At 76.6% G+C, this 21,628-nt stretch carries 22 protein-coding genes and 1 tRNA gene; 16 read left to right on the forward strand and 7 right to left on the reverse strand.

What is annotated here, in order from left to right:
- Positions 1-127: 127 nt before the first annotated feature.
- The 5 genes from ACI78S_RS14780 (at position 128) to ACI78S_RS14800 (ending at position 5,465) form a co-directional block, all read left to right on the forward strand.
- Entirely contained in the window at positions 128-1,330 is a 1,203-nt protein-coding gene (locus tag ACI78S_RS14780; RefSeq protein ID WP_456974551.1) for an acyltransferase domain-containing protein, read from the forward strand.
- Positions 1,327-2,298 carry a beta-ketoacyl-ACP synthase III gene (locus tag ACI78S_RS14785; protein WP_456974553.1) on the forward strand — a complete coding sequence of 324 codons (972 nt, stop codon included), beginning with the start codon at positions 1,327-1,329 and terminating at the stop codon, positions 2,296-2,298. The genes ACI78S_RS14780 and ACI78S_RS14785 overlap by 4 nt, the downstream gene beginning before the upstream one ends.
- Before the next feature lie 92 nt (positions 2,299-2,390).
- Positions 2,391-2,633: an acyl carrier protein gene (locus tag ACI78S_RS14790; protein ID WP_456974555.1), complete on the forward strand. Its 243-nt coding sequence runs from the start codon at positions 2,391-2,393 to the stop codon at positions 2,631-2,633.
- 128 nt (positions 2,634-2,761) lie between these two features.
- Positions 2,762-4,003 carry a beta-ketoacyl-[acyl-carrier-protein] synthase family protein gene (locus ACI78S_RS14795; protein WP_456974557.1) on the forward strand — a complete coding sequence of 414 codons (1,242 nt, stop codon included), beginning with the start codon at positions 2,762-2,764 and terminating at the stop codon, positions 4,001-4,003.
- Between the two features lie 43 nt (positions 4,004-4,046).
- Complete coding sequence (locus ACI78S_RS14800; protein WP_456974559.1) at positions 4,047-5,465, forward strand: acyl-CoA carboxylase subunit beta; 1,419 nt, start codon at positions 4,047-4,049, stop codon at positions 5,463-5,465.
- Between the two features lie 198 nt (positions 5,466-5,663).
- On the opposite strand, the gene ACI78S_RS14805 is transcribed toward ACI78S_RS14800, so the two are convergent.
- The gene (locus ACI78S_RS14805; protein WP_456974561.1) at positions 5,664-6,164 is read right to left on the reverse strand and encodes a DUF3145 domain-containing protein; all 501 of its coding nucleotides are present in this window, start codon (positions 6,162-6,164) and stop codon (positions 5,664-5,666) included.
- 533 nt (positions 6,165-6,697) lie between these two features.
- On the opposite strand from ACI78S_RS14805, the gene ACI78S_RS14810 reads away from it, so the two are divergent.
- Positions 6,698-7,417 (forward strand): ANTAR domain-containing protein, encoded by a 720-nt coding sequence (locus tag ACI78S_RS14810; RefSeq protein ID WP_456974563.1) that lies wholly within the window; start codon positions 6,698-6,700, stop codon positions 7,415-7,417.
- A gap of 1 nt (position 7,418) precedes the next feature.
- Here the strand turns inward: ACI78S_RS14810 and ACI78S_RS14815 are convergent, their stop codons facing one another.
- Entirely contained in the window at positions 7,419-7,667 is a 249-nt protein-coding gene (locus ACI78S_RS14815) for a hypothetical protein (protein ID WP_456974565.1), read from the reverse strand.
- Positions 7,668-7,711: 44 nt separating this feature from the next.
- The gene (locus tag ACI78S_RS14820) at positions 7,712-8,830 is read right to left on the reverse strand and encodes a diguanylate cyclase domain-containing protein (protein ID WP_456974567.1); all 1,119 of its coding nucleotides are present in this window, start codon (positions 8,828-8,830) and stop codon (positions 7,712-7,714) included.
- 127 nt (positions 8,831-8,957) lie between these two features.
- Between ACI78S_RS14820 and ACI78S_RS14825 the strand changes: the two genes are divergently transcribed.
- Positions 8,958-9,863: a maleylpyruvate isomerase N-terminal domain-containing protein gene (locus ACI78S_RS14825; protein ID WP_456974569.1), complete on the forward strand. Its 906-nt coding sequence runs from the start codon at positions 8,958-8,960 to the stop codon at positions 9,861-9,863.
- On the opposite strand, the gene ACI78S_RS14830 is transcribed toward ACI78S_RS14825, so the two are convergent.
- Positions 9,860-10,531, reverse strand: a complete 672-nt coding sequence (locus tag ACI78S_RS14830; RefSeq protein WP_456974571.1) for a TVP38/TMEM64 family protein — start codon at positions 10,529-10,531, stop codon at positions 9,860-9,862. The two genes, ACI78S_RS14825 and ACI78S_RS14830, sit on opposite strands and share 4 nt — an antisense overlap.
- 58 nt (positions 10,532-10,589) lie before the next feature.
- On the opposite strand from ACI78S_RS14830, the gene ACI78S_RS14835 reads away from it, so the two are divergent.
- The 3 genes from ACI78S_RS14835 to ACI78S_RS14845 all read left to right on the forward strand — a co-directional run bounded on the left by ACI78S_RS14835 (position 10,590) and on the right by ACI78S_RS14845 (position 12,509).
- On the forward strand, positions 10,590-10,781 hold the full coding sequence (locus tag ACI78S_RS14835; RefSeq protein WP_456974573.1) for a hypothetical protein: 192 nt from the start codon (positions 10,590-10,592) through the stop codon (positions 10,779-10,781).
- A gap of 35 nt (positions 10,782-10,816) precedes the next feature.
- Positions 10,817-10,890: transfer RNA gene (locus ACI78S_RS14840), tRNA-Ile, on the forward strand.
- A 191-nt stretch (positions 10,891-11,081) separates the two neighbouring features.
- Positions 11,082-12,509: a sensor histidine kinase gene (locus ACI78S_RS14845; RefSeq protein ID WP_456974575.1), complete on the forward strand. Its 1,428-nt coding sequence runs from the start codon at positions 11,082-11,084 to the stop codon at positions 12,507-12,509.
- Positions 12,510-12,568: 59 nt separating this feature from the next.
- Here the strand turns inward: ACI78S_RS14845 and ACI78S_RS14850 are convergent, their stop codons facing one another.
- A complete protein-coding gene (locus ACI78S_RS14850) occupies positions 12,569-12,763 on the reverse strand; it encodes a hypothetical protein (RefSeq protein ID WP_456974577.1) in 195 nt (64 codons plus the stop codon).
- A 473-nt stretch (positions 12,764-13,236) separates the two neighbouring features.
- On the opposite strand from ACI78S_RS14850, the gene ACI78S_RS14855 reads away from it, so the two are divergent.
- Positions 13,237-14,124 (forward strand): hypothetical protein, encoded by an 888-nt coding sequence (locus ACI78S_RS14855; protein ID WP_456974579.1) that lies wholly within the window; start codon positions 13,237-13,239, stop codon positions 14,122-14,124.
- A 45-nt stretch (positions 14,125-14,169) separates the two neighbouring features.
- On the opposite strand, the gene ACI78S_RS14860 is transcribed toward ACI78S_RS14855, so the two are convergent.
- Positions 14,170-14,607 (reverse strand): MarR family winged helix-turn-helix transcriptional regulator, encoded by a 438-nt coding sequence (locus tag ACI78S_RS14860; protein ID WP_456974581.1) that lies wholly within the window; start codon positions 14,605-14,607, stop codon positions 14,170-14,172.
- A gap of 71 nt (positions 14,608-14,678) precedes the next feature.
- Here ACI78S_RS14860 and ACI78S_RS14865 point away from each other — a divergent pair, with 71 nt between their 5' ends.
- Positions 14,679-15,344: a maleylpyruvate isomerase family mycothiol-dependent enzyme gene (locus tag ACI78S_RS14865; protein WP_456974583.1), complete on the forward strand. Its 666-nt coding sequence runs from the start codon at positions 14,679-14,681 to the stop codon at positions 15,342-15,344.
- Here the strand turns inward: ACI78S_RS14865 and ACI78S_RS14870 are convergent.
- Positions 15,325-18,483 carry a carboxyl transferase domain-containing protein gene (locus ACI78S_RS14870; RefSeq protein ID WP_456974585.1) on the reverse strand — a complete coding sequence of 1,053 codons (3,159 nt, stop codon included), beginning with the start codon at positions 18,481-18,483 and terminating at the stop codon, positions 15,325-15,327. The two genes, ACI78S_RS14865 and ACI78S_RS14870, sit on opposite strands and share 20 nt — an antisense overlap.
- A 43-nt stretch (positions 18,484-18,526) precedes the next feature.
- Here ACI78S_RS14870 and ACI78S_RS14875 point away from each other — a divergent pair, with 43 nt between their 5' ends.
- The 4 genes from ACI78S_RS14875 (at position 18,527) to ACI78S_RS14890 (ending at position 21,628) form a co-directional block, all read left to right on the forward strand.
- Entirely contained in the window at positions 18,527-18,673 is a 147-nt protein-coding gene (locus ACI78S_RS14875; protein WP_456974587.1) for a hypothetical protein, read from the forward strand.
- A gap of 27 nt (positions 18,674-18,700) precedes the next feature.
- Positions 18,701-19,858, forward strand: coding sequence for a serine/threonine-protein kinase (locus tag ACI78S_RS14880; RefSeq protein ID WP_456974589.1), 1,158 nt, complete (start codon positions 18,701-18,703; stop codon positions 19,856-19,858).
- Positions 19,859-19,861: 3 nt separating this feature from the next.
- Positions 19,862-20,371, forward strand: a complete 510-nt coding sequence (locus ACI78S_RS14885; protein ID WP_456974591.1) for a mycothiol transferase — start codon at positions 19,862-19,864, stop codon at positions 20,369-20,371.
- Positions 20,372-20,443: 72 nt separating this feature from the next.
- Positions 20,444-21,628: an acyl-CoA dehydrogenase family protein gene (locus ACI78S_RS14890; protein ID WP_456974593.1), complete on the forward strand. Its 1,185-nt coding sequence runs from the start codon at positions 20,444-20,446 to the stop codon at positions 21,626-21,628.

Consider the following 21,628-nt stretch of genomic DNA (forward strand, 5'->3'; position numbering starts at 1 on the left):
CTACCACGATACGGGCGCCGGAGGCGTGTACGCCGAGTAGTTCTTGTAGGAACCCTCCAAAGATCAGCGGTGTGCTTTCGTGCCGCTCCCCGGCGCGGGCGCGGGTGATCCCTGGCACGGTGAAGGCGTGCTGGCCGTCCTCGCCCCCGGACAGGGTGCCCAGAAGCCCGGGATGCTCACCGACTGGCTCGACCTCCCCGGCGCGGAGCCGTTCTTCCGCTGGGCCGGTGCGATCGCCGACGCCGACCTGCTGACCCTCGGCACCACCGGCGACGCCGAGGCGATCAAGGACACCGCCGTCACCCAGCCGCTGGTCGTGGCGATGAGCCTGTTCATCGCCCGCGAGCTCGGCGGGCTGCCCGGCCCCGTGCTGCACACGCCGCACGCCGGGCGCGACGTCGTCATCACCGGGCACAGCGTCGGCGAGCTCACCGCGGCCGCCCTGGCCGGGGTGCTCTCCGTCGAGGCGGCGATCGCGCTGACCGCCGTCCGCGGCCGGGCGATGGCCGCCGCCTGCGCGCAGACGCCCACCGGCATGTCCGCCGTCCTGGGCGGTGACCCCGAGGAGCTGCAGGCCGCCCTGGAGCGGCACGGGCTGCGGGCCGCCAACTACAACGGCGGCGGCCAGGTCGTCGTCGCCGGACCGCTGGACGGGCTCGCGGCGCTCAAGGCCGAGCCGCCCGCCAAGGCCCGGGTGCTCCCGCTGTCGGTCGCCGGGGCGTTCCACACCGAGTACATGGCCCCCGCCCGCGAGGAGCTGGAGGGGCTGGTCGGCGGGCTGCGCCCGGCCGACCCCAGCCGCCTGCTGCTGTCCAACGCCGACGGCGCGGCGGTGGAGAGCGGCGCCGCGGCGCTCGCCCGCCTGGTCAGCCAGGTCACCAGCCCGGTGCGGTTCGACGCCTGCCTGGCCACGCTGCGCGACCTCGGCGTGACCGCGGCGATCGAGCTCCCGCCGGCCGGCGCCCTGGCCGGCCTGGCCAAGCGCGAGTGGAAGGGCGCCGACATCGAGATCCTGGCGGTCACCAGCCCCGCCGACCTGGACCGCGCCCGGCAGCTGATCGACGCCGAGCGCGGCCGGCCCGAGCCCGACCACCTGCCCGACTGGCGGGTCGTCGTAGCCCCGGTGCGCGGCACGGTCAGCCCGGCCGACGTCGCCGAGGGCAGCCACCTGCCCGCCGGCACCCCGCTCGGCGTGGTGCGCAGCCGCCGCGAGGAGGTCCACGTCTCGGCGGGCTACGACGGGGTACTGGCCGAGTGGCTCGTGCACGAGGGGGACCTGGTCGACGCAGGCGACCCGCTGGCCCGTCTCTACCCGGAGGTGCAGGCATGACCGCCCAGATCCAGCAGCGGCCGGGGGCTCCGGGCGCGCGCATCCTCGGACTCGGCGGGTACCGGCCGCGCCGGCGGGTGACCAACCACGAGCTCGCGCAGGTGATGGACACCAACGACGAGTGGATCCAGACCCGCGTCGGCATCGCCGAGCGCCGCTGGGCCGGCGAGGACGAGACCCTCGTCGAGATGGCCGTCGCCGCCGGCGGCAAGGCGATCGCCGCCAGCGGCCTGGACCCCGACGAGATCGACATGATCGTCGCGGCCAGCGCCAGCCTGAAGCACCCGATCCCCGGCATCGGCCCGCAGATCGGGCACCGGCTGGGGCTCAAGCGCCCCGGCGCGTTCGACCTCAACGCCGGCTGCGCCGGCTTCTGCTACTCCCTCGGCCTGGTCAACGACGCCATCCGCGCCGGGTCGGTGCGCAACGCGCTCGTGGTCGGCGTCGAGCGGCTCACCGACGTCACCGACCGGAACGACCGCGCCACCGCGGTGATCTTCGCCGACGGCGCCGGGGCGGCCGTGGTGGGCGCCTCCGACGAGCCGGGCATCGGCCCGGTCGCCTGGGGCAGCGACGGCGACCAGCACAACGCGATCGAGATCGTCGCCGGCACCGGCTTCATGGTCATGGCCGGCCAGGCCGTCTACCGCTGGGCCACCACCAAGCTCACCGAGACGCTCGTCGAGGCGATGGCCGCGGCCGGCGTCGGGCCGGAGGACATCGACGTCTTCGCCCCGCACCAGGCGAACCTGCGGATCGTCGAGTCGATGACCAAGAAGCTGGGCCTGCCCGAGCGGACCGTGGTCGCCCGGGACATCGTCCAGGCCGGCAACACCTCGGCCGCCTCGATCCCGCTCGCGCTCACCGCGCTGCTGGAGTCCGGCGAGGCGAAGTCGGGCGACCTCTGCCTGGTCCTCGGCTACGGCGCCGGGCTCACCTTCGCCGGGCAGGTCCTGCGCCTGCCCTGAACCATGGATCTGCCGGGGCACCCGTCCCGGACGACGGCGGCCGCGTGCCGTCGAGCCGTACCAAGGCATCCACCCGAGAGAGAGGACCCCGCGTGGCAAGCACCCAGGAGATCCAGGCCGGACTCGGCGAGATCCTGGAGGAGGTGGCCGGCGTCACCCCCGCCGACGCCACTCCGGAGAAGTCCTTCACCGAGGACCTCGACGTCGACTCGCTGTCGATGGTCGAGATCGCCACCGCCGTCGAGGACAAGTTCGGGGTCGCCATCCCCGACGACGAGCTCGGCAACATCAAGACCGTCGGCGACGCCATCTCCTACATCGAGAAGAACCAGTAGAAGGACTCCCGTGCCCCCCCACCGCTCGCACGCTCGCGGCGGGACCCTGCACGGGGGCCCAACCGGCGCCTGCAACGGGGCCGTTCCAGCACGTCACCGGGCCGCCCGGCCAGTTGAGAGGAATCGCGATGAGCACGTCAACCAGTGACGTCGTCGTCACCGGGCTCGGCGCCACCACGCCGCTCGGCGGGGACGTGGCCAGCACGTGGGAGGCGCTGCTGGCCGGGCGGTCGGGGGTCGAGCGGATCACCGACGACTGGGTCAAGGACTACCCGGCCCAGCTCGTGGCCCGCATGGCCACCGACCCGGCCGAGCAGCTGGACCGCGTCCGGGCCCGGCGGCTCGACCGCAGCCAGCAGGCCGCCGTCGTCGCCGCCCAGGAGGCGTGGGCAGGGTCCGGAGCCGCCGACCTCGACGTCCCCCCGGAGCGGGTGGCGGTCGTGTTCGGCACCGGCATCGGCGGCGCGCTGACCCTGCTCGGCCAGGACGACGTCCTGGAGGAGAAGGGCCCCAAGCGCGTCTCCCCCTTCACCATCCCCATGCTCATGCCCAACGGCCCGGCCGCCGCGGTCGGCCTCGCCATCGGCGCGAAGGGCGGCGTGCACGCGCCGGTCAGCGCCTGCGCCTCCGGCGCCGAGGCGATCCGCTGGGGCCTGGACCTGCTCCGCTTCGACCGCGCCGACGTCGTCCTGGTCGGCGGCGCCGAGGCCTGCATCCACCCGCTGCCGATGGCCGGCTTCGCCGCGATGCGCGCCATGAGCACCCGCAACGACGAGCCCGAGCGGGCCTCGCGGCCGTTCGACAAGGCCCGCGACGGCTTCGTGCTCGGCGAGGGCGCCGCGGCGCTGGTGCTCGAGCGGGCCGACTCCGCCAGGGGCCGCGGCGCGACCGTGCACGCTCGCCTGGCCGGCGCCGGCGCCACGGCCGACGGCTACGACTTGGTCGCCCCGCACCCCGAGGGCGAGGGCGCCGGCCGCGCGATCAGCGCCGCGCTGCGCGACGCCGGCCTCTCCCCCACCGACATCGGCCACGTGAACGCGCACGCCACGTCCACCCCGGTCGGCGACACCGCCGAGGCGGCCGCGATCCGCGGGGCGGTCGGCGACCACGTGCTGGTCACGGCCACCAAGAGCCAGACCGGCCACCTGCTCGGCGCGGCCGGCGCGCTCGAGTCGGTCTTCACCATCCTCGCGCTGCGCGACCAGGTCGTGCCGGCCACCGCCAACCTCGACGACCCGGACGACGACGCCGCCGTCCAGGCCCTCGACATCGTGCGCCACGAGCCGCGCAAGGCGCAGCTCACCGCCGCCGTCAACGACTCGTTCGGCTTCGGCGGCCACAACATCGCCCTGGTCTTCACGACGGCGTGAGCGCCCGGCAGCCCCTTCCCCCGCCTCGTCCCGGAGAGGTCGCATGACCACCCTGCAGGCAGCTCCCCCGACCCCGCCCACCACCCCCGACCCGCGGGACCCCGAGGACCGGCTCCGCCGGTTCTTCGACGAGGGCTCCCTGCAGCTGCTCGTCGGCCGCGACACCTCCGGCGTCGTCGCCGGGCGCGGGACCGTCGAGGGGTCGCCGGCGGTCGCCTTCTGCACCGACGCCACCGTGATGGGCGGCGCCATGGGCACCGACGGCTGCCGGCACATCGTCGACACCATCGACACCGCGCTGCGCGAGCGGGTGCCGGTGGTCGGCATCTGGCACTCCGGCGGGGCCCGGCTGGCCGAGGGCGTCGTCGCGCTGCACGCCGTCGGCGAGGTCTTCGAGGCCATGGTGCGCGCCTCGGGGCGGGTGCCGCAGATCTCGGTGGTGCTCGGACCGGCCGCCGGCGGCGCCGCCTACGGCCCGGCGCTCACCGACCTGGTGATCATGGGGCCGGCCGGCCGCGTCTTCGTCACCGGGCCCGACGTGGTCCGCTCGGTCACCGGTGAGGTGGTCGACCAGGAGCAGCTCGGCGGCCCCGACACCCACGGCCGGCGCTCCGGCGTCGTCCACGTGGTCACCGAGTCCGAGGCCGACGCGCTGGCGACCGCCCGGCAGGCGGTGGACCTGCTCGCCGCCCAGGGGACCTTCGCGCCGGCCGAGGAGGAGCCCGACGTCGACCTGCGGGCGCTGCTGCCCGAGCAGCCGCAGCGGGCCTACGACGTCAAGCCGCTGGTGGCCGCCGTCCTCGACTCCCCCGGCCTCGAGCTGCACCCGCGGTTCGCGCCGAACATCGTCACCACCCTCGGCCGGATCGCCGGGCGCACCGTGGGCGTGATCGCCAACAACCCGCTGCGGCTCGGTGGCTGCCTCGACTCCGCGTCGGCGGAGAAGGCGGCCCGGTTCGTGCGGATGTGCGACGCGTTCGGCGTCCCGCTCGTCGTCCTCGTCGACGTGCCCGGCTACCTGCCCGGGGTCGGCCAGGAGTGGGACGGCGTCGTGCGCCGCGGGGCCAAGCTGCTGCACGCCTTCGCCGAGGCCGTCGTCCCGCGGGTGACCCTGGTGACCCGCAAGTCCTACGGCGGCGCCTACATCGCGATGAACTCCCGCTCGCTGGGTGCGACGGCGGTGTTCGCCTGGCCCGGCGCCGAGGTGGCCGTCATGGGCGCCAAGGCCGCCGTCGGCATCCTGCACCGCAAGAAGCTGGCCGCCGCCCCGCCCGGGGAGCGCGACGCGCTGCACGAGCAGCTGGCGGCCGAGCACGAGAAGATCGCCGGTGGGGTGAACAAGGCCCGGGAGATCGGCGTCGTCGACGAGGTCGTGGAGCCCGCGCAGACCAAGCGCCGGCTGGTGCAGGCCCTGGCCGGGGCGCCCGCCGGCCGCGGCGCGCACGGCAACATCCCGCTCTAGGCCCACGCGCGGGAGGCCTGGCACCTGGCGTCAGGTGCCGGGCCTCTCGCGTGCGCGGGTGGACCGGGCCGCAGAACTGGAACGGCCGCCCGGACGCCGCTTCCCCGACGGCGTCCGGACGACCGGGTTCTCAGCCTACGACGGCCCCCCGCCCCCCGCGGGTGTGTCGTAGTCGGATCGTGACCTGCGCTTTCCCCCTCAGACGACCTGGTGGAGCCAGGTGACGGGGCTGCCGTCCCCGGCGTGGCGGTAGACCTCCAGATCGGCGTCCCAGGCCGCCCCGAGCAGCTCGTCGACGCCGTGGCGGAACGCCTCGATGGAGGTGGCGGTCGCCGCCAGGTGGCGCAGCTGCTGCTCGGTGACGACGAGGTCGCCGTTGGCGCTCGTCGGAGCGCGGTACACACCGTGACCGGGCACGTAGGACATGCGCTCGCCGTCGTTGCCGTGGCTCGCTTCCTCGGTCACCTCGAACCGCAGCATGGGCCACGCGCGCAGGGCAGCCACCAGCTTCGCACCGGTGCCGGGCGAGCCCGTCCAGGCCACCTCGGCACGGTACGACCCGTGCGCCGCGGGCTGCTCGGCCCACGACAGGGAGACCGGCGCGCCGATGACGCGTTCGAGCGCCCACTCGACGTGCTGGCACAGCGCCTTCGGGCACGCGTGCACGAAGACGACACCCTGGGTAGACCGTCGCTGCACGAGGCACCTCCATCGACTCGATCGGTCTCGTCTTCCCCTACGGACCCATCGATTCGGTGACGCGCTGTGTTCGACAGTGACGGAGCAGGGCTCCCGCAGACAGTTTGCACGATGGTGGCCCTGTCGCGCCAGTGCGGATGAGCTGGATGCGTCGAAAGTGACGCAAGGTGACGTGTGATACCTCTAACCGCTGGTCAGCGGCCATACCACGCCGAGCGGCCCCCCGTCCAGCGGGGCGATCCGGTTCTGAGGAACGTCGACGCAACGGTGTCGAGGCGCACCCGGAGGAGTCCCGACGGCGTGTCGAGGGGATCCGCCCCGCCATCACGCAGGGTAGTCGCCGACTGGCCGCGACCGGGGTCCGCCACGCCGGGACGGGCCGGCCGACCCCGCGTTCCGGGGTCGTGACGCGCCGGTAAGCTGCCGTCCAGTCCAGTGCGCGTCCAACAAACGGCGTGCGGTGCGGGGCCTCCCCCGCCACGTGGACTCCCTGGAGCCCGTGGGGAGTTCAGCCCTGCCCGCCGGAGAATCCCGTGACCCGCCCCGACCCGAGCCCGGACGCCGTGCAGCGTGCGTTCGAGGAGCTCGGCCGCCAGTCCTTCGCCCAGCACTCGCTGCAGTCCCTGGTGCAGAAGGTCGCCGACGTCGCCGCGCGCGTGCTGCCCGGCGACCCGGCCACCTCGGTCACGATCCTGACCCGCGACCGCCCGCGCACGGTCGCCGCCAGCCACGCCCTGGCCCTCGACCTCGACCGGACGCAGTACGAGCTGGGCAGCGGCCCCTGCCTGCAGGCCGCCTCCACCGGCGGCCTGGCCGCCTGCCCCGACACCGGGTCCGACGACCGGTGGCCGCAGTTCGCCGCCCGCGCGGCGGAGCTCGGCTGCCGCAGCGTGCTCTCGGTGCCGCTGCCGGTCCAGGAGCTGGTGGCCGGCGGGCTCAACGTCTACCTGCGGGGCATCTCCCCGTCGGACGACGCGACGCGCGCCCTGGCGGAGCGCCTCGCCTCCTACGCCGTGGTGCCCGTGTCGAACATGTACCTGTACTCCAGCGCCGCCGAGCGCGTGGAGCACCTGCAGGCGGCGCTCGACAGCCGCGCGGTGATCGACCAGGCCAAGGGCATCCTGATGGAGCGCTTCAAGCTCACCGCCGACCAGGCGTTCCAGGCGCTGGTCCGCGTGTCGATGGAGACGAACACCAAGGTGCGCGACGTCGCGGAGCAGTTCGTGCAGACCGGGGACCTGCCCGGGCGCTGAGTCACCCGCCGACGGTGGCCTGCAGGTCCTCGCGCGGCGTCACCCGGACGGCGCGCACCTCGCCGTCGGCGTCCTCCCACTCCACCTCGACCACCTGGCCGGCCCGCAGGGCCTGGCGTCCGGTGCTGCGGTGGACGACGTCGGCGGACACCCAGCACTCCCCCGGCAGGTCGGTCGTCTCGATCCAGCCCCGTCCGGCCGCGTCGTCCCAGCGGACGACCGTGCCCAGGCTCTTCCCGCTGCGCGCCACCGGCCCAGGCTGGCCGGGGCGCCCGGCCGGGGCAAGGGGTGCGCTCAGGCCAGCGGGACGGTGACCCGGTCGCCGCCCGCCGTCTTGGCGCGGTACATCGCGGCGTCGGCCCGGTGCAGCAGGTCGAGGACGTCGTCCTCGGGGCGCACCTCGGCCACACCCACGCTGGCGGTGACGCCCACGGGCCGGCCGACGCGCGCGACCGCCGCGCGCAGCCGCTCGGCGAGGTCGTCGGCCGGCAGGACGGCGGTCACCTCCGCGAGCACGGCGAACTCGTCGCCGCCGAGCCGCGCCACGGTGTCGGTCTCCCGGACCGCCGCGGCCAGCGCCCGGGCTACCTCCTGCAGCACCGCGTCGCCGGCGCCGTGCCCCCGGTGGTCGTTGACGCCCTTGAAGCCGTCGAGGTCCACGAGGCAGACGACCGTCGCCGCGGACTCGTCCAGCGCCGCCTCGAGCCGGCGCAGGAACGCCCGCCGGTTGCACACCCCGGTCAGCGGATCGGTGGAGGCCAGCGCCTCCTGCGCGCGGGTGAGCCGCACCTGCTGCTCGTGGGCGGCCCACGAGTTCGCCGAGGCCATCGCGCAGACGGTGGTGAAGGCGCCCATGACCACGGCGATGAACAGCACCGAGAGGGTGACGTGCGGCGGGGCGACCAGCAGCACGTACGCGCCGGTCATGACCGTGCCCATGGCGACCACCCCGGCCGGCGGGTAGGCCAGCGCCATGAAGGCGAGGGTCAGGAACAGCAGGGAGTACAGCGGGCTGGCGCTGCCGCCGTCGATCCGGGAGACGACGACCACGATCGCGGTGACCGCGAGGCTCCAGGCGTAGAACAGCAGCGAGCCACGGGCGTCGCGCATCCAGGCGGCCAGTGGCAGGAGCAGCAGCGCCGGCGTGCCGAAGGCGGCCACGGCGAGCAGGCAGTACGTCACGACCGAGCCGTGCGCCGGGGTGTCGGTGAGCAGCAGGTAGCCGAGGGCGGCCGCGCAGGCGATCTCGGTGAGCAGGACGCCGATGCGGGCGTGGCGCACCCAGTAGGCGGCACGGTCGTCGTCCTGCGCCAGCTGCCGGTACAGCCCGGCCCGCAGGGCAGCGGCGAGCCGGCGCCGCGTGCGCGGCCGCGCACCCGCCGCCCGGCGGTCGGCCGGCCCCGTTCGGTCCACGGGGATGCGATCGGGACGCGCGGCGACCTCCTTGACCGCCCTCACCCTTCGGGGGGTGGCGCCGCACCGGACGGCCGTGCCGAGGGTCACAGGCCTGCCGGCCGCGAGGGGTGGGTACCGCGCCGGCATGGCTGCAGAGCACGCCGCCCGGCGCGGCATGGCCGGCGCCGGGCGGGAGCGGGTCGCCGCCCTGGTGCTGCCCGCCTGGGACGCCTTCCTGGCCCAGGCGGAGGCGGCCGACCTGGACCGCCGGAGCCGGCTGCCGGGCTGGCGCGTCCACGAGATCTGCGTGCACCTGGGCTGCTGGCCCGACCACACCGCCGTGGCCGACCTGGTCGCCTCGGCCCGGGCCGGCGGGAGCGGCGAGGAGCCCGACGTCGACGCCGTCAACGCCCGGGTCACCGCCGCGCACCGCGACGCCCCCCGCGAGGAGGTGCTCGCCGCGCTGCGCCGCAACCGGGACGTCACCCGTCGCTACCTGACCGAGGAGCCCGCGACGCTGGACACCGCGCCCGCCGTCTCGGTGGTCGGCCGGCTGCCGCTGCTGTCCGTCGTCCTCGGCCAGGCCTACGAGCTCGCCGTCCACGGGCTCGACCTCGCCGACGCCGGGGCCGCGCCGGTGCCGCCGGAGGTGCTGCAGGCGGGGCTGGCCGCGCTCGCCGACGTCACCGGGGCGCTGGCCGCGTCCTGCGGCATCACCGGCGGCGCCACCCTGGCCACGCCGGAGGGCGGCTGGCGGTTCGCCGCCGACCGGGACGGCTGGACGGTGACCCGGACGGCGCCGGGCCGGGTGGAGGGAGCCGCGGTGGAGGCGGCCGCCGACCTGCTCCTGGAAGCGGCGTCGGGGCGGGTCAACCCCGTGCCGGCGGTGGCGCGCCGCGCGCTCGTGGTGCACGACGTCCCCGGGCTGCTGCGCCTGGCGCCGATCGTGCAGGCCGTTCCCGGCATCCCCGGCGGTCCGATCCTGCAGCTGGCCGCCCGGACCGTCGGCGGGCTCGGCGGCGTCCTGGGCCGGCTGTTCGGGCGGGGTTAGCGGCCGGGCTCGGCGGCCACCCGCCCGCGGCGGCGGCGCCGGACCAGCCCGCCGACGAGCAGGACGGCGGCGAGCACCGCGAGGACGACGGCGGCCGCGGTCCCCTGCCCGGTCACCACCGGCGCCGACGCCCCGATGCCCACCTGGACGACCGTCCCGGGGACGACCCCCAGCACCGTCGCCGCCGCGTAGGCCACCGGGCGGACGGCGGTGAGGCCGGCGGCGTAGCTCAGCGGGGTGAACGGCACGACCGGGAGCAGCCGCGCGGCGAGCACGGAGACGAAGCCGCGCCGGCCGAGCAGCTGGTCGACCCGCGCCAGCCGGCCGCCGGCCAGCCGGGTGGCCGCCGGCCGGCCCAGCCAGCGGCCGAGGGCGAAGGCGCCGAGGCCGCCGAGCACCGCACCGCCGAGGGCGACGGCCAGGCCCGGCCAGAACCCGGCGACCGCGCCGACCAGGACGGAGAGCGCGGTCCTCGGCACGGGGGCGAGCAGCGCGACGCCCAGCGCCAGCGCGAGGACGACCAGGCCCGTGCCGCCGGCGTCGTCGAGCCGTGCGCGCACCGCCCCGAGCGACGGCAGGTCGAGCACGAGGGCGGCGACCCCGCCCACGGCGAGCAGGACCAGCAGAGCGACCAGCCGGGCCCACGTCCGCTCCGGCGTCCCCTCCACGGCCCCATGGTGCGGCACCGGCTGCATCCGCCGGCGGGCACCCGGCCGAAGGGGGACCGTGTTCCTCCTCGCCCTCCTCGTCCCCGCGTTCCTGGTCGTGGTGGCCGGCTACACGCTGGGATCGGTCGCCTTCGGCTGGCTCGGGCCGCAGAAGGCCGAGGTCGCCGGCTGGATCACCGGCCTGGCGTTGCTCACCGGGGTGGGCTGGGGCGTGGTGACGTGGCGCCGACGGCGGGGGCGGCGCCGGTGACCGGGTGCCGGCTGTGGCATCGTCGTCGGTGCTCCGGGGCGGTAGCTCAGCCGGTCAGAGCTGCGGACTCATAATCCGCCGGTCGTGGGTTCGAGCCCCACCCGCCCCACCGGTCCTGGCCAGCGGGGTGCCGACGCGGGGTCCTGCGGCGGCCTGCTCGGCGGCCCGGGCTCCCCTCGATCGGGGATTGAGGCCCCGGAATGGCGTTGCCGAGCATGGGTACGACCGCGACCGGCTGCCCGCCCCTGCACCAAGTGGTCGAGACCAGGCACTGCGGGGGTGGGCCGGTAGGGAGGCGCGATGCCCCCGCAGCAGGCCACCTCCGGCGGGCCCGCCGCAGGACCCGGTCCCGGCCCGCCGTGGCGGCGCCTCGCGAGCGGCGGCCTGCGGGACGGCGCCCGGGCCGAGCGCCGGCCGCCGAGCGTCCGCCGCGTGCTGGGCCGGTTCGTCGCGGCCAACCTGGTCGTCGCCGCGCTGCTGCTGGCCGGCAGCGCGTGGGCCGGGCACCGCGCGGCCTGCGCCGAGGCCTTCGCCGATGCCCGCGAGACCACCGACCTGCTGGCCGAGCTGTTCATCGAGCCCAACCTCGACGGGCTGCTCACCCGGGACCGGGACGCCATGACGGCGCTGGACACCGTGGCGGCGGGTCCCCTCCGGGAGGCGGACGTCGTCCGGATCAAGATCTGGGATGCCGACTCCCGGGTCGTGTACTCCGACGCCCGGCGGTTGATCGGGCACAGCTATCCGCTCTCCGAGGAGAAGCTGGCGCTGCTGCGCAGCGGCGGGACGCTGGCCGAGATCAGCAGCCTGCGCGAGGAGGAGAACGTCTTCGAGACCCCCCAGGAGGAGCGGTTGCTCGAGGTCTACCGCGGGGTCACCACGCCCGACGGGGACCAGCTCCTGCTGGAGGCCTACTTCGACACCGGTCCGATCCTCGACCGCCGGGTCAGCATCTGGCTGACCTTCGCGCCGATCACGGCGGCGGTGCTGCTGGCGATGCTCCTCGCGCAGCTGCCGCTGGCCAGGCGGTTGGTCCGCCAGGTCCGGGAGGGGGATGCCGAGCGGTTGCGGCTGCACGCACGAGCCGCGGACGCCTCCGTCGAGGAGCGGCGCCGGATCGCCGGCAGCCTGCACGACGGCGTCGTGCAGGACCTCGCCGCTTCGCCGCTGCACATGTCGCGGGCGGTGGACCTGCTGCGGCGTCAGCCGGCCGATGCCGCTGCGCACCGCGAGGTGGCCGACGGCCTGCAGCAGGCCACGCTCGCGGTGCGCGCATCGGTGGCCTCGCTGCGGTCGCTGCTGATCGAGATCTACCCGCCGCACCTGGCGCAGGCGGGCCTGCCCGCCGCGTTGGCCGACCTGGTCGCCCGTGTCGAGGTGCGCGGCGTGCGGGCTCGGCTCGACCTGCCCGACGACGACGTGCCCGTGCCACCAGAGGTGGAGGGGCTGCTGTTCCGGACGGCGCAGGAGGCCCTGCTCAACACCGCCACGCACGCCCGCGCCGAGACGGTCACCGTGTCCCTGCACCGGAACGTCGGGTCGGTGACGCTGGAGGTCCGTGACGACGGCGCCGGGTTCGACCCCGACGACGTCACGGCCGGTCCCGAGTCGGGCCACTTCGGGCTGCGCGTGCTGGCCGATCTCGCCGAGGCCGCCGGCGCGACGCTGCACCTGGCCACCGCCCCGGGGCGCGGGACCGCGCTGCGCCTGCAGGTGCCGGTGGGCTGACGCACGCCGTCGCCGCGCCCGAGCACCCTGGGTCGGGAGGAGCTCCAGCGGTCGCCCGACTACTCCTCGGGGCGGTGCGCCATGCGCTCGGCGACCTGGTCGTGCACGTCGGCCCGCGTCGAGATGGCTCGGGCCTGCCGCCGGACGTGGTCCGGATCGGTGGAGTCCTCCGCCTCGTCGAGCAGCTCGCGCTCCAGGGAGTGCTCGGCGTCCGCCAGCTGCCGGTGCGCCTCCACGAGCGGCTTCTCACCCATCGCCTGACGGTACGCCCGGGCGCGACGCCGACGACCCTCCTGCGGACCCGCCGAAAGACCTACGACCCCGGCCGCTCCCGAGCCCGCCGGCGGCAGGGAGGCGCCGGCCGTGCGGTGGGCACCGACCGCGCCGCCCCACCGTGCCGTCGTCGTCGCCGGCGTGTCCCCCACTTGGGGGTGCCGGGCCCGACGCTTTGGGGATGGTCCCCCCGCCGGGCAGGGGCCAGGCTCGTCACCGAGAGCAACGACTGCCCGGGCCGCGAGCCGGCCCCGCCCACGGGACGGGTGTGCGCCGAGCCGTCCCGTGGACGGGATCCGGACGCCTCGGAGAGGATGCGGTCGGGCGAGATCCGGAGCACGGGGGTTTCGAGATGGCCAGACACCGCGAGGTCCGGCGCCCGGCGCCGCCCCGTCGGGCGCGACGCACCGGCCCTCCCGCCCCGGTGGTCGGCGCGGGTGCGGGCGTCCTCGCCGTGGCCGCCCTCGTGGCCGCCCTGGAGACCGGTGTGACGCCGGGGTCCGCGGGCGCCGCGGCCGCGGCCGGCGACGGCGTCGGCGCCGGCGGGCAGCTCTCGGCCGCCGACGCGTCCTCGGCCGGCGCCGGCCCGCTGCTCATCCCGAACATCGGCGTCGTCGCCCCCGGCTTCGACGACCCCTACCTGGCGCTCGCCGCGGCCAGCGGGGTGCCGGCCGATCTGGTCCCGAGCGAGTACATGGTGCTGGCCGACCCCGATGACGACGGCACCGTCACCCCGATCGTCGTGGCGGCGGCCCCGGGGACGGGCCTCCTGCCGGTGCTGCCCCCGGTGGCGACGACCGCGCCGGCGCTGACCCCGTCGGCCGCCCCCGGCACGGCGACCCCGGCACCGGCCGCACCCGCCACGACGACGCCCGAGCTGACCACGCCGCCGGCGCCCACGGGGACGACGACGCCCACCGGGACGACGCCCACCGGGACGACGCCCACCGGGACCACGCCCACCGGGACCACGCCCACCGGGACCACGCCCTCGGGGACGACGACACCCCCCGGGACGACGACGCCCGCGGACACCCCTGCCGGGACCCCGAGCGCGACGCCGACCCCGGCGCCGTCCCCCTCCCCCGCGCCAGCCCCGGCCCCGGCTCCGTCCCCCGCGCCGTCGCCCGCCCCGGCACCGTCGCCCGCCCCGGCTCCGTCCCCGGCGCCGACGGCGGCCCCCACCACCGCCACCACGTCGGCGGCCCCGGCACCGGAGACGACCACCGCGCAGCCCGCCCCGACGACGGCGACGGCTCCCCTGTGCCCGGCCGGCACGGTTCCCGACCCCGCGGCCGCGGACCCGGCGACCGCCACGTGCGTCCCGGCGCCCACGCCCTGAGGTCGTCCCCGGGAACCTCCAGGTGCGCGAGCGGCTGACCGGCGCTCAGCGGTAGGGGTCGGTGATCTCCCGCAGGGCGGTGAGCGCCTCGCGCAGCTGCCGCCAGCGCCGCTCCCCCAGGTGCGCCCGCCACTCCGCCTCGACCTCCGCGACGGCGGCCGCTGCCACCGGCTGGGCGGCGGCCCCGCGTTCGGCGATGCGGACCAGCCGGGCGCGGGCGTCGGTCGGGTCGGGCGTGCGCCGCACGTAGCCCGTGCGCTCGAGCTGGTCGACCAGGGAGCCGGCGGTCTGCTTGGTCACCGAGGCGGCCTCGGCCAGCTCGGTCAGGCGGGTGCCGCCGGGCCCGATCCGCGCCATCACCCGCGCCTGCGCCGGCGTGAAGTCGTCGAACCCGGCCTCGGCCAGCCGCTCGAAGACGCGCCGCTCCATCGCCCGGTAGGGGATGAACAGCAGCACCCCGAGGTTGAGCTCGTCGTCGACCACGCGGCTCCCCTTGACGGTCGTCAGCCTCTCGGACCAAACTGGTCAGCGGATCGTACTACTTGGGGGCCGTCATGAGCCGTCCGCCGCTCCTCCACCGCGACGCCGTCTGGGCGGTCATCGACGAGGAGCGGGGCAGCCTCGCCGACCTGCTCGACGACCTCTCCCCCGACGAGTGGGCGCACCCGTCGCTGTGCCGGGCCTGGCGGGTCCGCGACGTGGCCGCGCACGTCACCTTCTCCGTGGCCCGGCCGGGCGAGGTGCTCGGTCCGGCGCTGCGGGCGCGGGGCCGCTTCCACCGCATGACGCGCGACGCCGCCGTCCGGCGAGCCGCCGCGACCCCCACCGACGAGCTGGTCGCCCGGATCCGCGCGATGGCCGGCTCCCGCCGGGTGGTCCCCGGCCTCACGCCCTACGAGCCGCTGATCGACGTGCTCGTGCACGGCCAGGACATCGCCGTCCCGCTCGGCCGGCCCCGCCCGGTGCCGGTCGGCGCGGCGGCGACCGCCGCCACCCGGATCTGGACCATGCGGTGGCCCTTCACCCTCGTGTTCGACGCCCGCCGGCGGCTCGCGGGGCTGCGGTTGGTGGCCACCGACACGGAGTGGTCGGCGGGCGAGGGCGCGCTGGTCGAGGGTCCGATGGCGGCGCTGCTCCTGCTGCTGACCGGCCGCACCGCGGTGGCGGTCGACCGGCTCTCCGGCCCGGGGGCCGAGCGGCTCAGCCCCGCGCCGCGGTAGCCGCCCGCAGCGCCTCGCCCACCACCGCTCGCGTGTCGGCGGGGTCGATGACGTCGTCGATCTCGAACACCGAGGCGACGCCCAGCGCCTTGCCCTGCTGGTAGGACGCGGCGACCAGCTCGGCGAAGCGCGCCTCGCGGGCGGCATCGTCGGGCAGCGCCGCCAGTTCCCGCCGGTAGCCGAGCCGGACGGCGCCCTCGAGGCTCATCGGCCCGAACTCGCCCGTCGGCCACGCCACGGTGAGGAACGGCGCCCGCAGGTCGCCGCCGGTCATCGCCATGGCGCCGAGCCCGTACGCCTTGCGCACCACGACCGCGACCAGCGGCACGGTCAGCGCCGCGCCGGCGACGTACAGGCCGCCGAAGCGGCGCACCGTGCCGGTGCGCTCCGACGCCGGCCCCACCATGAACCCCGGGGTGTCGACCAGGGAGACCAGCGGCAGCCGGTGCGCCTCGCACAGCCGCAGGAAGGCCGCGGCCTTGTCGGCGGACTCGCCGTCGATGGCGCCGCCCAGGTGCCGCGGGTCGTTGGCGAGCAGGCCGACCGGCCGGCCGTCGAGCCGGGCCAGGGCGGTGACGATCCCGCGGCCGAACCGGGGGCGCAGCTCCAGCAGACTGCCGGTGTCGGCGAGCGTGCCGAGCACGGGGCGGACGTCGTAGCTGCGCACGCGGTCGGTCGGGAGCAGGTGCCGCAGCCGCCGCTGGTCGGCGCACCCGCCGGCCTGCACCCGCCCGGTGAGGCAGCCGAGCACCCGGCGGGCCGCGGCCACCGCCGCGTCGTCGTCCGGGACCACGACGTCGACGACCCCGTTGGCCGCCTGCACCGCCGTGGGCCCCACGTCGTCCGGGTCCACCACGCCGAGCCCGCCGGCCTCGATCATCGCCGGCCCGCCCATGCCGATGCTGCTGCCCTCGGTCGCGACGACCACGTCGCACACCCCGACCAGCGCGGCGTTGCCCGCGAAGCAGTAGCCGGAGACGACGGCGACGGTCGGCACGCGGCCGGCCAGCCGCGCCATGGTCGTGAAGGTGGGCACGTCGAGCAGCGAGATCCCGGCCGAGTCGGTGTCGCCGGGGCGCCCGCCGCCGCCCTCGGCGAACAGGACCACCGGCAGCCCGCGCTGCTCGGCCAGCTCCAGCAACCGGTCGGCCTTGCGGTGGTTGACCAGGCCCTGGGTGCCGGCCAGCACCGTGTAGTCGTAGGCGAGGACGGCGCACGGCACGCCGTCGACCTCGCCGACGCCGGTGACCATGCCGTCGGCGGGCGTGCGCGCGACCAGCTCCTCCAGCGGGCGGCGGCGCCGCTGCGCGGCGATGCCCAGCGCGCCGTACTCCACGAAGGCGCCGCCGTCGCAGAGCGCGGCGACCAGCTCCCGGGCGGTCCGCCGGCCGGCCGCGCGCCGGCTGGCGACCGCGTCGGGACGGGCCTCGTCGCGGGTGCCCCGCCGTCGCTCCAGCATCTCGGCCAGCTCGGGCCGGACGGCGTCGAGGTCCACCTCCTCCTGCGCGGCCCCGGCGCCGGCGGGATCGTCCGCGGGCGTGAGGACGGCGAGCAGCGCGCCGGCCGCGACGACGTCGCCGACCGCGACCCGCAGCCCGGTGAGCTCGCCGGCCACCGGCGCGGGCACGACGTGCTCCATCTTCATCGCCTCGAGCACGAGCAGCGTCGCGCCGGCCGCCACCGCCTCGCCCTCGGCGGCCTCGATCGCCACGACCACCCCCTGCAGCGGCGCCCCGACCACCACCCCGCCGTCGGCGACCGCCGCGGCCGGGCGCGCGTCCTCGACCGGCGGCACCAGCTCCGCCAGGTGGTCGTCGACGAACGACGTCGTGGCCCGCGTCCCGGCGACCTCCGGGCGGCCCAGGAGGGCGGCGAGCAGGCCGAGGTTGGTCGCCGGGCCGGCGACGTCGAACTCGGCCACGGCCCGGCCGGCCGCGGCCAGGGCGCGGGGCAGGTCGCGCTCGTGCACCACGACCTTGGCCAGCAGCGGGTCGAAGCGCGGGTCCACCTCGACCCCGGGGACGGCGGCGGTGTCGACCCGCACGCCGCGGCCGGTCGGCGGCACGAACCGCGCGAGGACGCCGGCGGAGGGCAGCACCGCGCCGTCGGGCCGCAGCGTCTCCGCGTTCACCCGGGCCTGCACGGCGACCCCGCGCGGCTCGACCGGCGCGGCCAGCCCGAGGTCGGCGAGCGCGGCGCCGTCGGCCAGCCGCAGCGCCACCTCGACCAGGTCGAGCCCGGTCACCTCCTCGGTGACGGTGTGCTCCACCTGCAGCCGGGGGTTCACCTCGAGGAAGGCGAACTCGGACCCGCGCACCAGGAACTCCACCGTGGCCAGGCCGCGGTACCCGACCGAGCCCCCCAGCGCGACCGCCGCCCCGGCCAGGGCGGCCCGCACCCCGTCGTCGAGCGCCGGGGCGGGCGCGATCTCCACCAGCTTCTGCCGGCGGCGCTGCAGGCTGCAGTCGCGGTCGCCCAGGGCGACGACGTCGGCCCCGTCGCCGGCGAGCTGCACCTCGACGTGCCGGGCGCCGGTGAGCAGCCGCTCGACGTAGACGTCGCCGGCGCCGAAGGCGGCCCGGGCCTCGGACCGGCAGCGCTCCAGCGCCTCCGCGAGCTCCGCCTCGGCCGTCACCGGCTGCTGCCCTCGGCCACCGCCACCGGCCAGCGCCTTGACCAGCACCGGGCCGCCGACCCGGCGCAGGAAGTCGCGGGCGCCGGCCAGGTCGGTCGCGCCGGTGGCGGGCAGCACGGGGACGCCCAGCTCCTCGGCGCGGGCGCGGGCGCGCACCTTGTCGCCGAACAGCTCCAGCGCCGCGGCGTCCGGGCCGACGAGCACCAGCCCGGCGTCGGCGCAGCGACGGGCCAGCTCCGGGCTCTCGGCGAGGAAGCCGTACCCGGGGTGGACGGCGTCGGCGCCGGCGGCGACCGCGGCCGCCACCACCGCCGCCGCGTCGAGGTAGGCGGCCGGGCCGGAGCCGGGCAGGCGCACCGCGTCGTCGGCGCGGCGGGCGTGCGGCGAGCCGGCGTCGTCGGCGGGGGCCACCGCCACCGTGCGCAGCCCCACCGCCGCCGCCGTCCGCAGGACGCGGACGGCGACCTCGCCGCGGTTGGCGACCAGGAGCCGGGTGATCGGCATCCGCGGGAGTGTAGGTGGCCGGGTGGTGGGGCAGGCTGCGGGCATGACGACCCCCGAACCGAACGAGGTCACCGCCGAGCCGAGCCTGCCCGAGCCGCGCGACATCGCCCTGGAGATGGAGACGCCCGAGCAGGCCGCCGAGCTGGAGGCGCAGAGCAGCCCCGAGGAGGGGACGGCGGACCAGCAGTAGGACCGGTCGCGGGCGTACCGTCCGCGCATGAGCGCGGGGGCGGTGCCGGGCGAGCGGCTGCTGGCCGGCCGGTACGCGCTCACCGACGTCCTCGGCCGGGGCGGCATGGGCGTCGTCTGGCGGGCCACCGACCGGGTGCTGCACCGCGAGGTCGCGATCAAGGAGCTCACCTTCTCGGTCGGGCTGACCGAGGAGGAGCGGCGGGTCCTGCGCGAGCGCACGCTGCGCGAGGCGCGGGCCGCCGCCCGCCTGGACCACCCGTGCGTCACGACGGTCTACGACGTCGTCGAGGAGGACGGCAGGCCCTGGCTGGTCATGGAACGGGTCGAGGCCGACAGCCTGCAGGGCGTCCTCGAGCACGCCGGCCCGCTCTCCCCGCGCGCGGTCGCCCGGATCGGGCTCGACCTGCTCTCCGCGCTCGAGGCCGCGCACGCCGCCGGCATCGTGCACCGCGACGTCAAGCCGGGGAACGTGCTGGTCGAGCGCGACGGCGCCGCCCGGCTCACCGACTTCGGGATCGCCACCACGACCGGCGACTCCAGCCTCACCACGCAGGGCGCGCTGATCGGCTCGCCGTCGTACATGGCGCCCGAGCGCATCCACGGCGACGAGCCGCACCCGGCGGTGGACCTGTGGTCGCTGGGCGCGACGCTCTACGCCGCGGTGGAGGGGCGCCCGCCGTTCGCGCGCGGCGAGCCGATGGCGACGGCCGTCTCCGTCGTGTCGGAGGACCCGGCCCCGATGGTCCGCGCGGGGCCGCTGGAGCCGGTGCTGCGCGGGCTGCTGACCAAGGACCCGGCGCGGCGGAGCACCGCGGCGCAGGCCCGCCAGGGGCTCTCGGCCGTGCTGGCCGGCGCCGAGCCACCGGCGCCGCACCCCGCCCCGGCTCCTCCCCCGCCGCCCGCTCCCGCCGAGGGGTCGGTGCACCGCTTCGACGCCGCCGACCTGCGCCAGCTGGCCCTGGCCTCGCGGGCGGTGCTCGGCTCGATGGCCCGCGACGCCCTCACGTCCCGCCGGCGACCCGGCAGCGCCCCGCTCAGCGCGCGGCCACCCGTGCCGCCGCGCCGACGCCGACGGTTCCGGAAGCGGTGGGTCCTCGTCCCGCTGCTGACCGTCCTCGTCGTGACCCTGGCCGCGCTGGCCGGCGTGATCTGGCTGGTGGCGCACGTGATGGGGCTAGGGTGAGCCATGCGCAGCCGTGACCTGCTGCTCTACGCCTACGGCCAGATCCGAGAGACGCTGCGCCCGGCGCTGGAGGGGCTGACCGCCGAGCAGCTCACCGCCCGCGTCGGCCCCGGCGCGAACACGATCGCCTGGCTCGCCTGGCACCTGCTGCGCGTGCAGGACGACCACGTCGCCGAGGTCGCCGGCCGCGAGCAGGTGTGGACGGCGGAGGGGTTCGCCGGGCGGTTCGGGCTGCCGTTCGACGACTCGGCCACCGGCTACGGGTTCGACCCCGACGAGGTCGCCGCCGTCCGGGTGGACTGCCCCGACCTGCTGCTCGACTACGCCGCGGCCGTGCACGCCCGGACCGAGGAGTTCCTCCGGGGGCTGACCGACGACGACCTCGACCGGGTGGTCGACCGGCGCTGGGACCCGCCGGTGACGCTCGGCGTCCGGCTGGTGAGCGTGCTCTCCGACGACCTGCAGCACGTGGGCCAGGCGGCGTACGTCCGGGGGCTGCTCGACGCCGGGTGAGCGGGCGGCATCCGCCTCCTACCGCGGCGCCCGACGCGCGGCACGCGGGGGCACGCAATAGCGTCCGACGGCGTGACCCCGCCCTCCCCCGACTTCTACGCGTTCGAGGACCTGCTCGCACCCGAGGAGATCGAGATCCGCGACCGGGTGCGCGCTTTCTGCGACACGCAGGTGCTGCCGCGGATCAACGAGCACTGGGAACGCGCGGAGTTCCCGTTCGAGCTGGTGCCGGGGCTCGCCGGGCTGGGCATCGCCGGCGGCACCATCGAGGGCTACGGCTGCCCCGGCATGAGCGCGGTCGCGGCCGGTCTGGTGGCCGCCGAGCTGGCCCGCGCCGACGGCAGCGTCGGCACGTTCAACGGCGTGCACAGCTTCCTGGCGATGCAGTCGATCGCGCTGCTGGGGAACGAGGAGCAGCGCCGGCGCTGGCTGCCCGCCATGGCGCGGCTGGAGTCGATCGGCGCCTTCGGGCTCACCGAGCCGCGGCACGGCTCCGACGCGGTCGCCCTGGAGACCTCGGCGCGGCGGGACGGCGACGCGTACGTCCTCGACGGGCAGAAGAAGTGGATCGGCAACGGGTCGATCGCCGACCTCGTGCTCATCTGGGCCCGCGACGAGGGCGGGGACGTCGGCGGGTACGTCGTCGAGAAGGGGACGCCGGGGTTCTCGGCGCGGGTGATGACCGGCAAGACGGCGCTGCGCGCGGTGTGGCAGGCCGAGATCACGCTGGACGGCGTCCGGGTGCCGGCGGAGAACAGGCTGGCGGGCTGCCGGTCGTTCAAGGACGTCTCCCGCGTGCTCGACCGCACCCGCTACACCGTCGCCTGGCGGGCGCTGGGACTGGCGACGGCCTCCTACGAGCTGGCGCTGGCGCACGCGCTGCGCCGGGAGCAGTTCGGGCAGCCGATCGCCGGCTACCAGCTGGTGCAGGACAAGCTGGCCCGGATGCTCGCCGAGATCACGGCGATGCAGCTGATGTGCTGGCGGCTGTCGAAGCTGGCCGACGAGGGCCGGATGACCGCGGCCATGGCGTCGCTGGCGAAGATGAACCACGCCGCGAAGGCGCGGGCGATCGTCGCCGACGCCCGGGACATCCTCGGCGGGGACGGCATCCTGCTCGACTCGCACGTGGCGAGGCACCACGCCGACATGGAGGCGGTGTCCACCTTCGAGGGCACCGACTCGGTGCAGGCCCTCATCGTCGGCCGGGAGATCACCGGCCTGTCGGCGATCAGCGGACGGCGCCCCGCCCGCTGA

The sequence above is a fragment of the Geodermatophilus sp. SYSU D00815 genome (assembly GCF_054050035.1).